This window comes from Microcoleus sp. BR0-C5, from assembly GCF_036705045.1.
GTDB lineage: Bacteria > Cyanobacteriota > Cyanobacteriia > Cyanobacteriales > Microcoleaceae > Microcoleus.
Genome location: NZ_JAUBTR010000003.1, coordinates 61794 through 74150, shown reverse-complemented (window position 1 = coordinate 74150; position 12357 = coordinate 61794). Strand labels below are relative to the sequence as shown.

Below are 12357 nucleotides of genomic sequence, written 5' to 3'. Positions count from 1 at the left end.
TGGAAACTTGCATTACAATACGTAAATTGTGTTAATCTTAAAATATTAAAATCCCAAAATTTTTATGAGTCAATGCCTTAATCCCGACTGCCAGCATCCCAACCCAGGCATCACAAAATTCTGCCAACGCTGCGGAAACAAACTGCTACTCGGAGACAGATACCGTGCAGTTAAATACATTTCCGAAGGTGGTTTCGGCCGTACATTCAAAGCGGTAGATGAACATCGACTTGATACAATCTGTGTGATTAAACAATTTCTCCCACAACTACAAGGGAGTGCAGCTATTCAGAAAGCGACGGAGTTATTCAAACAAGAAGCAGTGAGACTGCGAGATTTGGGTAAACATCCTCAAATCCCTGATTTATTGGCATTCTTTGAACAAGATAAACGCTTCTATCTAGTACAAGAATTTATAGACGGGGAAGATTTATTAAAAGAATTACAGAAACAGGGAAAGTTTAGCGAAAAACAGATTAAGCACTTACTAACTGAATTGCTACCGATATTAGATTTTGTGCACAAGCAAAAGGTCATTCACCGAGATATTAAGCCGGAAAACATCATTAGAAATTCTTACGGTTCTCTAGTCTTAATTGACTTTGGAGTTGCCAAGGAATTGAGCGGTAGTGTTTTGACTAGAGTGGGAACTGTGACTGGCACTCCTGGTTATGCGGCACCGGAACAAATGCAAGGTCATGTTTTTCCAGCGAGTGACTTGTATAGTCTTGGTGTAACTTGCATTCGGTTATTAACCGGGTGTTTGCTGGTAGAAAAAAATGGAACTTTGGTTGACGAACTTTTTGACCCGATGCAGATGGAATGGGTATGGAGAAATAAAGCAGTTTCTCTCAGCAATGACTTGGGGCAAGTATTAGATAAAATGCTCCTGTTTCCAGTGGGTGCGCGTTATCAATCAGCAGTCGAAGTATTTCAAGCTCTTAATCCTGTCTCATTAGCACCTACTCAAATATCAGCACCACCACAAGCAAAACCCTTTCAGCCTTCACCAGTAGCATCTACTCAAATATCAGCTAAATCTCAACCAAAATTCTCTCAGTTGCAATCCTTTACTGAAGACTTGGGTAATCGCGTAAATTTGGAAATGATTGCTATTCCCGGTGGAACTTTCACAATGGGTGCGCCGGAATATGAGCCAGAAAGCCGCGGTGGCGAAAGACCGCAACATCGGGTAACAATTCAACCTTTCCTCATGGGAAAATATGCTATTACTCAAGCACAGTGGAAAGCTGTAGCTAAATTGCCAAAGATTCAATATGACCTCAAGCAAGGCCACTCTATTTTCACAGGTAATCAAGGTAATAATCGACCAGTAGATCAAGTCTATTGGTATGAGGCTGTGGAATTTTGTGCTAGGTCTTTTAAAAAGACCGGACACAATTATCGCTTGCCCAGTGAGGCAGAGTGGGAATATGCTTGTCGCGCTGGTACGACTACACCGTTCTATTTTGGTCAAACAATTACTACTAATCAGGTTAACTATAATGCCGACTATGATTATAATAATTTACCAAAAGGTCAGTATCAAGAACAAACTACAAATGTAGGCAGTTTTCCCCCTAATGCCTTTGGTTTGTACGATATGCACGGCAATGTTTGGGAATGGTGCGCTGACCCCTTGAATAATAGTTATTATGACTATTATCACAACTATAACGTAGCACCAACTGATGGCAGCGTATGGGATGATAATAGCAATGATAATCGTTATAAAAATTATCTTGATTTATTACTTCTATCTGAAAATGATAAGCGACCGCGGTGGACGCGCGGGGGCTGTTGGTCTGGCTTTCCGTGGCTTTGCCGTTCTGCTTATCGTTTAGATGCTTTCCCGCTCGGTGGCACCCGCATTGGTTTTCGGGTTGTCTTATGACTGCGTGAACTCTTCGCCATTTACAATTCTCCTTGTGTACGACAATCTCGCAACCACAAACGAATCGCCTCAGCAATTGCGCTTTTCTCACTTTCTGAGCGTCGGGGGCTCAGAAACCGGGTTTCTTCCTAGATATCTCGTCACTAACCCAAGATTTCGCAGAAACCCGGTTTTTTGAGTCTTGGGCGATGAGAGGGAATGCGATCGCACTGATATAATCAAATGGCAATCCTATAAAATCCCTAAAACGGTGGTAGACTGGAATAACTTCACCCCTTATGAATTTGAGTATGACTTTGAGCAAGATAAACTGGCTGCACACAGAGTTACATTCAATGAAGCTGTGCAATGTTTCTTGTCTGACTATGAAGTGCGACGAAACAAATCTTACCGAGATCGCTATCAATTAATTGGTACAACTTACGGTGGACGCACCATCAAAATTATATTTCAACTAAAGCCAAATAACGTAGTTCGCCTGATTACCGGATGGCCAATATGAACTCAACCAATCCCACAACCCAAGAAACACTCTCTGAACCAGAAATTGATTTAATAGTTGAAAGCCAAGCTAACAATGACTCAGCTTGGGAAACTCCCATTATTGTTCAAAAACAGCCGACTTCTTTATCCCTTCCCTCTGAAATTGCCATAAAAGCAGCTTTTTTAGCGGGATTGCATCAAGAGACAGATGTTCAAGCGTGGATTATTCGCCTAATTCGAGAACGACTAGAACTAGAAGAAGCAGCATATTTGGAAATCAAACAGAACTTGGCTAGAGAATTCAATAGTTAAACCGCCGTCTTATCTTCTCATTTTGCATGACAATCTCGCAACCACAAACGAATCGCCTCAGCAATTGCGCTTTTCTCACTTTCTGGCGCTAACAACGGGCGAACATCCGCCACTGTACCAAACCGAGAAACAATTTTTACTAATTCCCACCCCTTCTCGGTTTTAGCTAAAAACAGCCAGTGATATTGCTGAATTTCGACTCGCTTTCCCCCCAGATACTGCGTTTCTAAAGTAGTAATAAAAGCTTGACTGGCATTTTCAGGAAGCGCATCTTCAAAATTTAAAGGTAGCGGTTGAAACTCCGGGCGACCTGCTACAATTATTTGACGGGACAGGTAACTGGGCGGTGTGTTAGTGTTAGGAGAAAAGTTCGATCGCACAATTACGCGATTAGCATAACTCGGCAAATCTTGCAACAGACGATCGACCAAAGTTTCTAAATCAGCGGGACAGGGCGATCGCACTAACAAACCATACCGATTTGCGTTTATACTGTTAGCATGATTGGTCGCAAAATTAACGGCTAAAGTCGGACTTGCAACCGCAGATGTTAACAGATAAACACAGATAAACGCTGATGAAATTTTCTCTGTGTTCATCTGTATTTACCTGCGGTTTAAAAAACATTCATATTGTTACTCCAACTCTTCACAAATACGTGTAAAAGCCGCCGCCGGATCATCCGCAGCAGTAATCGGGCGCCCAATCACCAGATAATCCGCACCAGCTTTCAAAGCAGCCTTTGGAGTCATCGATCGTTTTTGATCGCCCCCATCAGCCCATTTCGGACGCACACCGGGACAAACTAACAGAAAATCATCCCCGCAACTCATTCTTAACTGTTCCACCTCTTGCGGAGAACAAACTGCCCCAGCTAAACCCGTTTCCTTAGCCAACAATGCCATGTGCAAAGCATATTCTGGCAACTCCAAAGGTATTTTTAACTCAAAAGCCAACTGTCGCGAATTCAAACTCGTCAATAGAGTAATTGCAATCAACTTAGGAGTCGGTCGATCGACAGCCGCCGCCCCTTCAGTTAAAGCCAATTGTGCCGCTTTCAAAGCATCCTTACCACAAGTAGAATGGATAGTCAATAAATCCACATTATACTTAGCAGCCGCCCGACAAGCACCAGCCACAGTATTCGGGATATCGTGAAACTTCAAATCGAGAAAAATCCGCTTTTCCCGCTGTTTTAAAATCTCCAAAATCCCCGGCCCGGAACTCACAAACAGTTCCAAACCCACTTTCCAGAAAGATACTTGCGGGAGTTTGTCAAGAAGTGCGATCGCCTCTTCTTGACTCGAAACATCCAAAGCAACAATAATTCGATTATCAGCGTTCATCAGCGTTCATCTTCAGTATTCATCTGCGGTTAAAAAAGAGATTCAAGAAACCAATCGCACAAACTTATTCTTCCCAACCTGCAAAACCTTACCGCATAAATCAGCAGGTGATTCAAAAGTAAGATTAACATCAGAAACCCGATCGCCCTCCAACTTCACCCCGCCGCCCTGCATCAACTTCCGCGCATCACCGCTGCTTTTACAAAGCCCGCTAGCACTCAGAATATAAAACAACTTAGCCGGAAACTGCACACTTGCCAAAGAAAACTCCGCCACAGCATCAGCTTGTCCCGCAGCACCTTTAACCAGCGCAATTGCATCTTGTTGTGCGCGTTCCGCCGCTTCCTTCCCCCGATACTGGCGCACCACATCCAAAGCCAAAAGTTTCTGTTTTTCTCGCGGATTTTCTGGCAATTCATCAAGTGGCAAATCTGTCAATAGTTCAAAATATTGGGCGATCGAACTATCAGCAATTTTCTCCAACTTAGAATACATCGTCAGCGGGTCTTCCGACAAACCCACATAATTGTTCAAAGACTTCGACATCTTCTGCACCCCGTCAGTCCCGATCAAAATCGGCATCAGCAAACCAAACTGCGGTTTCATCCCAAAATGGCGCTGCAAATCTCTCCCCACCGCAATATTAAACTTTTGGTCACTTCCCCCCAACTCCACATCAGCTTCCAAAGCCACCGAATCGTAACCCTGCATTAGTGGATACAGAAACTCGTGCAGGAAAATCGCATTTTCCTGCTGCATCCTGTTATCAAATCCCTCTTTAGCGAGCATCTGCTGCACCGTCATCGTGCCTAGCAGTTCCAAAATCTTCGCCATGTCCAATTTTGACAACCACTCGGAGTTATAGCGAATTTCCAAACGTCCGGGCGTGTCAAAATCTAGAATCGGTCGCACTTGGTCTAAATAAGTTTTGGCATTTTCCGCGACTTGTTCGGCCGTCAACTGGCTTCGCATCTCGGACTTTCCTGTCGGATCGCCAATTCTTGCGGTAAAATCTCCGATGACCAGTACGGCTGTGTGACCGGCATCCTGAAAAGCCCGCAGCTTGCGGAAGCAAATGCTGTGTCCCAAGTGAATGTCCGCCCCTGTGGCGTCAATTCCCAGTTTGACGCGCAACGGTCGATCGACTGTTGCCAGCAGTAGGGCTAAATTTTCGTCAGGGTTGCTAGAATCAGGTCGATCTGGAAAAATCTCGCTGACGCCGCGGTAAAGCGCTGAAAGGTTAGGAGTTATCATCGGGGAGCGATCGTCCATCATATTTTGCCAAAGTGCAGCAGAATTAGTTACACTCACTGGTTGACGCATAAAAACATAACTATCAAGCTACTATAATCCCAAAGCTGACCGGCTTTCATTAGCTGACCCCGCCCAAAAACGGATACCAGCCCCCGACAACAGTCGTGGAGATCCCCAAATTTTAGACTCTTGTTCAAACTCCCAGATTCATCTGTGGAATAAATCTAAAATCTAAAATCTAAAATCTAAAATCGACTGACAGTATCTAGGTTTCGCATCTAAAATTAAAAGTCTTAAACCCCAAATCGAGTGAGGAAGTGAAATCCACGTGTCAACCAACGCAGTCCGCAATAACACGGAAAACTCAGCCCCCGTATTCGAGTTTGTTCAGTCAGTCAGTAAAGTGACCGCCGGAACCATACTCAGCATGACAATGCTTGCCAGTTCCGTAGTCGCTGGTGGACTGGTTGGCTTAGCGATCAGCTTCCGCAATTTGCCAGATGTTCGGATCTTGCAAACCTACTCTCCCACAGAAACTACCCACATTTACGACATCAACGGCAAGCCGCTAGCCAGCATCCACGACGAAGCCAACCGGGATGTCGTACCCCTTGACCAAATCTCCCCGCACCTGAAACGAGCAGTTCTGGCGATCGAAGATAGCAACTTCTTTACCCACAAAGGCATCAACCCCGGCGGGATAGCCAGAGCTCTGATAGTCAACCTAGAGAAAGGTCGAACCGTGGAAGGGGGCTCGACTATGACTATGCAGCTAGTCAAGAACCTGTTTCTTTCTCCCCAGTCAAAATTTAGTCGCAAGGTAGCTGAAGCGGTAATGTCTATCCGCTTGGAGCAAATTCTCAACAAAGACCAAATTCTGCAACTATACCTCAATCAAATCTACTTAGGTCACAACTTGTACGGCGTAGAGACAGCCTCTCGAAGCTATTTCAACAAATCAGCAAGTAATTTGACTCTTTCAGAAGCAGCGATGCTGGCCGGCTTAATTTCTGCCCCCGAAGAATACAGTCCTTTCGTCAATTACAAGTTGGCAAAAGAGCGGCAAAGCCTCGTTTTAGGCCGCATGAAGGATCTTAAATGGATTACGCCGGCCCAAGAAACTGCAGCCCGCCAGGAAAAAATTAAGCTAGGCAAAATTACCTCTTTTGGCGGCTCTCAAGTTCCTTACGTAACACAAGCCGTAGTCCAGGAATTGACTAGGCGTTTCGGGCGAGATGCCGTGGTTAAGGGAGGAATGCGCGTTCAAACCACGATCGACCTCAAAATGCAGCGCATAGCCGAAGAAACAGTCAAAGCGTGGCACAATCGGCTTTACTACCAAGGGCTGTTTTACGATCGCGATGAAGGTCAAATTGCCCTAGCCGCCGTCGATCCCCGCACCCACTTCGTCAAAGCAATGGTGGGCGGCGTCGATTACGAAAAGAGCCAGTTCAACCGCGCCATTCAAGCACGCCGCCAGCCCGGATCTTCTTTTAAACCTTTTATCTACTACGCTGCCTTTGCTAGCGGGAAATACAGCCCCGATTCAGTTGTCTACGACTCCCCTGTCGGCTACCGCGACGGCGACGGCTACTACTACCCTCAAAACTACGGCGGCGGCTTCTCCGGTGCAGTCAGCATCCGCAGAGCTTTGGAAGTATCTCTGAACATTCCCGCCGTCAAGCTGGGGCAAGAAGTCGGATTGAATAAAGTGATTGAGATTTGCCGGGTGCTCGGCATCAGAAGTCCGATGGAACCGGTGATTTCTTTGCCCTTGGGTGCCGTTGACCTCACTCCTTTAGAAATGGCCGGAGCTTTTGCTACCTTCGCGAACAACGGCTGGCATTCTGACACCACATTTATCGTGCAAGTCACTGACAGCAGCGGCAACGTCTTGCTCGACAATACGCCTAAACCCAAATTAGTCCTCAATTCCTGGGCGGCAGCATCTGTCAACAGCGCCCTGCAAGGAGTAATTACCAGCGGAACGGCAAGGGCGGCTCAACTTGGCCGGCCGGCTGCTGGGAAAACTGGTACAACTTCCTCAGAACGGGATATCTGGTTTGTGGGTTACGTGCCGCAGTTGTCGGTGGCTGTTTGGATGGGCAACGACAATTATAGACCGATGAGCTACGGTGCTACTGGCGGTGGGATTGTCGCCCCTGTTTGGCGCGATTTTATGAGCCAAGCTTTGCAGGGAGTTCCCGCAGAAAGTTTCAAACCTGCTTCATCTTTTGAGCGCCCTTAATTATTGGGCATGGGCAGTAGGGAGTAGGCAGTAGTTGAAAATTACCCCTTAGTTGTTTTATCTTCCTTCTTCCTTCTTCCTTCTTCCTGACATCCGTTACATCCGTTACACAATCCGTTGCCGAACTTCCTTCTTCCTGACATCCGTTACATCCGTTACACAATCCGTTGCCGAACTTCCTTCTTCCTTCTGCTCACTAAGATTGTTTTTCCAGCTCAGATTTCATCCGCTCCAGCGTTGAGTTCATTTGCTCAAACATCTGCTGGGGCGTGATGCCAAATTGATTGAGCTGTGTTTTTAACTGCTCTACAGTCATCTGAGCCATGAAGTCCTCCGACAGCTCAAAGCGCTTCATAAAAATACGGTACCGCTCCATCATCGATTCCATCTGAGCGATGAACATTTTCTTGCCTTCGCGATCGAATTTGCCGTAATTGCCACCTAGTTTGATGAGAGATTGATAGTCTTCAAACAACAGCTTGGCTTCTTGCTGAACAATTTCTGAATCAAAAAATCCCATAGCTTTCCTAATTTTTTAATATTCAACTAATTTTGATCTAGGCGAGAAAACCCGCTGCTTTTTGTACCATTTTATCAGTTGCCGGAGGAAGTCCCTACCCCTCAAGGTACAAGAATTAGTAGAAATTTCCGTACAGCATAAGGCAGGGGCATTGGGCATCGGGCATTGAGCATTGGGCATCGGGCATCGGGCATCGGGCATCGGGCATCGGGCTTGCGATGACAACAGTCAACTGTCCACTGTCAACAGTCAACTGTCCACTGTCAACAGTCAACTGTCCACTGTCAACAGTCCACTGACTTCAAACCTCCCCGATGCGTTCTAGAGGCCAAAACCGCACTACAGCGCGGCCGATGATATTCTGCTTAGGTAAAAATCCCCACCTGCTGGAGTCGTTGCTGTTGTTGCGGTTGTCTCCCATCACAAAGTATTCATTGTCTGGGACGCGATAAGGCCCCCACTGGTATTTAGGAGGTTCGGCAATATATTTTTCGACGAGGGGTTTGTCGTTGAGATAAACTAAACCTTGTTTAACGGCGACGGTTTGACCCGGTAAGCCAATTACCCGCTTGATGAATGCTTGGTCTTGGGTAAAGCCTTGTTCTTGCAACTTTTCGGGCGGGGCAAATACTACGATGTCGCCAGTTTTGGGAGGTTCGAGGTAGTAGGAAATTTTTTCGACTACGACGCGATCGCCCACGTGCAAAGTGGGTACCATAGAATCTGAGGGTATGTAGCGCGGTTCGGCGACCAAGGCTCGAATCACTATTGCTAAACTCAAAGCAATAATCACTATTTGAAGATTTTCTCGCTGCGACTTCCACGCTTTCTGCCACCAGGTTTCAGGCGGCTTTTCTGCTACTTCTGTACCCAAATTATTTTTTTCAGATGTCATGAAAGTCCTCGCTCTATAGTTGCCACTAATTATCTGATTAAGCTCGCTCAGCATTTAAATTGCATATCAATAAATAATCAAACCATGAGCGAGCTGGGTACGCGAACCCGCCCCAAATATACAATTTAAATGCAGTACAGCTTACCATTGAAGTATGTCGCTGTTAATTACTAGACTTGAAGAGTATGCCTTTGTAAACTATCTGGAAAGGCATCTGCGTTGCACCTACGGTTTCCCTATCAATCAAAGATTTATGCAATAAGTCTCCTCTTGATCTTAACTCATAAAAAAGGCAGAGAATTTAAATTCTCTACCTTTTTTATGTGAGGTTTTTGAGTTGTTTGCGATCGCGAGATTGGTTATTTCCAAACTTAACTCGAAATCGCACACAACTCAAACTTACTCAGCGCCTTGGGGCAGCAATTCCCGCTTTTGACCTTGCAGCACCTTAACAATTCCGTCCTCGCCCACATCCACAACAGCGATATCGCCGTCCTTGATGCGGCCAGAAAGAATTTCCTCAGCCAAACTGTCTTCCAACAACCGCATAATGGCGCGGCGCAGGGGTCGAGCTCCGTAGCTGGGGTTGTAGCCTTCTTCTACCAGCCGTTCTTTGAATTTTTCGGTCACTTCCAGGGTGATTCCCTGTTCTGTCAAGCGGCCGAACACTTCTTTGAGCATGATGACCGCGATTTCCTTGACTTCTTCCCTGTTCAACTGACGGAAGACGATAATTTCGTCGAGTCGGTTGAGGAATTCTGGGCGGAAGTAGTTTTTGAGTTCTTCGTTAACCAAAGAACGAATGCGGTTGTAATTAGCATCGGCTTGGTTGTCGCTGAACTCGAAGCCGAGGCCGCCGCCGCCTTTTTCAATCACCTTAGAACCGATGTTTGAGGTCATAATCAGCAGCGTGTTTTTGAAGTCCACAGTGCGACCTTTGGCATCAGTTAAGCGGCCGTCTTCCAATATTTGCAACAGCATATTGAAGACATCGGGGTGGGCTTTTTCGATTTCGTCGAACAGCACGACTGTGTAAGGACGGCGGCGGACTGCTTCTGTGAGTTGGCCGCCTTCGTTGTAGCCGACGTAGCCCGGAGGGGAACCGATGAGTTTGGAGACGGTGTGCCGTTCCATGTACTCCGACATATCCAACCGAATCATCGCGTCTTCGGAACCGAAGAAGTAGCCGGCTAGGGCTTTGGTGAGTTCGGTTTTGCCGACGCCGGTAGGCCCGGAGAAGATGAAACTGGCGATCGGGCGATTGGGATTTTTCAAGCCAACGCGAGCGCGACGGATGGCGCGGGAAACGGCTTTCACTGCTTCTTCCTGCCCGATCAAGCGCTGGTGCAAGGTATCTTCCATGTGCAGCAGCTTTTCGGATTCGGATTCGGTCAGTTTGTTGACCGGGACTCCCGTCCAGCTTGCCACGATTTGAGCAATGTCTTCTTCGGTGACAACTGGCGATGGGTCGGTTTCGCCGGTGCGGGCCGAGTCGGTTTTTTTGGCTTGGGAAATAGCGCGAATTTCGGCTTTGATGGTCATTTCCCGATCGCGCAATTCGCCGGCTTTGTCAAAGTCTTGAGAACGCACCGCTTCGTCTTTATCTTTGAGGACTTGGCGGAGTTCTTTGTCAAGTTCTTTAGCTGCGGGGGGCAGTTGGGAGTTGATCAATCGGACTCTAGAACCAGCTTCGTCTACCAAGTCAATTGCTTTGTCTGGGAGGAAGCGATCGGAGATGTATCGGTGAGAGAGTTTGGCTGCGGCTTCCAGGGCCGTGTCCAAGATTTTCAGCTTGTGGTGCTGTTCGTAGCGTTCCCGCAGACCGAAGAGAATCTCGATCGTCTCGTCAACGGTGGGTTCGCCGACCATCACGGGCTGGAAGCGCCGTTCTAGGGCTGCATCGCGCTCGATGTGCTTGCGGTACTCGTCGAGGGTGGTAGCGCCGATACACTGGAGCTCGCCTCTTGCCAGAGCCGGCTTGAGAATGTTGGCCGCGTCGATCGCCCCTTCAGCAGCACCCGCACCGATCAAAGTGTGCACTTCGTCAATCACCAAAATCACGTTACCCGCAGTGCGGATTTCGTCCATGATTTTTTTGAGGCGTTCTTCAAATTCGCCCCGGTATTTGGTACCGGCAACCAGCAAGCCGATGTCGAGGGTAACAACGCGCTTTTCTTCGAGGATGTCTGGGATGTCGTTGTTAGCAATGCGCTGGGCCAGACCTTCGGCGATCGCGGTTTTGCCGACTCCGGGTTCCCCGATAAGCACCGGGTTATTTTTGGTGCGGCGACCGAGGATTTGAATTACCCGTTCGATTTCTTTTTGGCGTCCGACTACTGGGTCTAGTTTGCCATCGACCGCCATCTGAGTGAGGTTGGCTCCAAATTCGTCGAGGGTTGGGGTTTTGGTGCGAGCGCCGCCACCAGTGGCTGCGACTTCTGCGGTTTCTCCCAGCATCCGAATCACTTGGGTGCGGACTTTCGACAAGTCTACTCCCAGGTTTTCTAAGACTCTAGCCGCTACTCCTTCACCTTCGCGGATCAGGCCCAGCAGCAGGTGTTCAGTACCTATATAGTTGTGTCCGAGTTGGCGAGCTTCTTCTAGGGATAGTTCTAGAACCCGCTTGGCGCGGGGAGTGAACGGAATTTCGACTGCTACGAAACCAGAGCCGCGGCCGATAATTTTTTCCACTTCAATCCGAGCGTCTTTGAGGTTGACCCCCATTGATTTTAGGACTTTAGCTGCAACCCCGGTTCCTTCACCGATCAGACCCAGGAGGATCTGTTCTGTCCCTACGAAGTTGTGACCCAGGCGGCGAGCTTCTTCCTGGGCCAACATGATTACTTTTATTGCTTTTTCTGTGAAGCGTTCAAACATGATTTATTCCCATCACCTGCTGCTATGTGCCCGTTTCGAGGTCACGCTCGCACAACGAGCGTTTGTGTTCGAGTGTTAACTCGTACTGCTTATTCTAGCGCGACACTCCCAACCTATCTGCCGCACTCGGCTGCGGTTGCAGATTCCAGGCTCATGTTGCAGGGTGGCTTTCAACTGGGAAGACCCAAATGGTGGCTGACCTACAACCTCCCCTAGACTGCAAGAAGATTGCTCTTCTCGGCCCGTGCCCAACCTACGACTGCGTATTGATGGATTCTAGCATAATCTTTTTGGCTGTCATCTAGCTGCAAAAGTGATAATTCTCGAAGTACAGGCCGGGTTTTGCACAAAACTTATTAGTTAGATGGGCGATCGATCCCCTAAACTCATCCTTAAGCTGCAGCCCCTCTCAAGAATTTGTTGCTTTGGGAGGGCGAGAGCGAGCAGGGCTTTTTTTATCTTAAATTTTGCCCCCGATTCGTTAAAGATTTGGGTATTCTTCCTGTTGTCGGTTGTGCGATCGCTCCT

Annotated in this window: 10 protein-coding genes; 4 read left to right on the top strand and 6 right to left on the bottom strand. The window is 47.5% G+C overall.

The genetic code is table 11. The annotated features are described in order from the left end of the window. Positions 1–64: 64 nt before the first annotated feature. From QUB08_RS02090 to QUB08_RS02080, 3 genes are all read left to right on the top strand, one after another. Entirely contained in the window at positions 65–1894 is a 1830-nt protein-coding gene (locus QUB08_RS02090) for an SUMF1/EgtB/PvdO family nonheme iron enzyme (protein WP_333223043.1), read from the top strand. A 181-nt stretch (positions 1895–2075) separates the two neighbouring features. Then, positions 2076–2396 carry a hypothetical protein gene (locus QUB08_RS02085; protein ID WP_333223041.1) on the top strand — a complete coding sequence of 107 codons (321 nt, stop codon included), beginning with the start codon at positions 2076–2078 and terminating at the stop codon, positions 2394–2396. Next, on the top strand, positions 2393–2689 hold the full coding sequence (locus QUB08_RS02080) for a hypothetical protein (RefSeq protein ID WP_333223040.1): 297 nt from the start codon (positions 2393–2395) through the stop codon (positions 2687–2689). Before QUB08_RS02085 ends, QUB08_RS02080 begins: the two co-directional genes overlap by 4 nt. A gap of 17 nt (positions 2690–2706) precedes the next feature. On the opposite strand, the gene QUB08_RS02075 is transcribed toward QUB08_RS02080, so the two are convergent. The 3 genes from QUB08_RS02075 to tyrS are packed head-to-tail and all read right to left on the bottom strand — an operon-like array spanning position 2707 to position 5310. Further along, positions 2707–3288 carry a hypothetical protein gene (locus QUB08_RS02075; RefSeq protein ID WP_333223038.1) on the bottom strand — a complete coding sequence of 194 codons (582 nt, stop codon included), beginning with the start codon at positions 3286–3288 and terminating at the stop codon, positions 2707–2709. A 36-nt stretch (positions 3289–3324) separates the two neighbouring features. Then, positions 3325–4035: an orotidine-5'-phosphate decarboxylase gene (pyrF, locus tag QUB08_RS02070; protein WP_333223036.1), complete on the bottom strand. Its 711-nt coding sequence runs from the start codon at positions 4033–4035 to the stop codon at positions 3325–3327. A 42-nt stretch (positions 4036–4077) separates the two neighbouring features. Beyond that, entirely contained in the window at positions 4078–5310 is a 1233-nt protein-coding gene (gene tyrS / locus QUB08_RS02065) for a tyrosine--tRNA ligase (RefSeq protein WP_333223269.1), read from the bottom strand. A gap of 307 nt (positions 5311–5617) precedes the next feature. On the opposite strand from tyrS, the gene QUB08_RS02060 reads away from it, so the two are divergent. Then, entirely contained in the window at positions 5618–7537 is a 1920-nt protein-coding gene (locus tag QUB08_RS02060) for a transglycosylase domain-containing protein (protein WP_333155583.1), read from the top strand. 196 nt (positions 7538–7733) lie between these two features. Here the strand turns inward: QUB08_RS02060 and QUB08_RS02055 are convergent, their stop codons facing one another. The 3 genes from QUB08_RS02055 to QUB08_RS02045 form a co-directional block, all read right to left on the bottom strand. Then, the gene (locus QUB08_RS02055) at positions 7734–8057 is read right to left on the bottom strand and encodes a DUF1825 family protein (RefSeq protein ID WP_006632589.1); all 324 of its coding nucleotides are present in this window, start codon (positions 8055–8057) and stop codon (positions 7734–7736) included. Between the two features lie 301 nt (positions 8058–8358). After that, on the bottom strand, positions 8359–8952 hold the full coding sequence (lepB, locus tag QUB08_RS02050; protein ID WP_333223034.1) for a signal peptidase I: 594 nt from the start codon (positions 8950–8952) through the stop codon (positions 8359–8361). Between the two features lie 399 nt (positions 8953–9351). Next, positions 9352–11829 carry an ATP-dependent Clp protease ATP-binding subunit gene (locus QUB08_RS02045; RefSeq protein ID WP_333223031.1) on the bottom strand — a complete coding sequence of 826 codons (2478 nt, stop codon included), beginning with the start codon at positions 11827–11829 and terminating at the stop codon, positions 9352–9354. Positions 11830–12357: the final 528 nt, after the last annotated feature.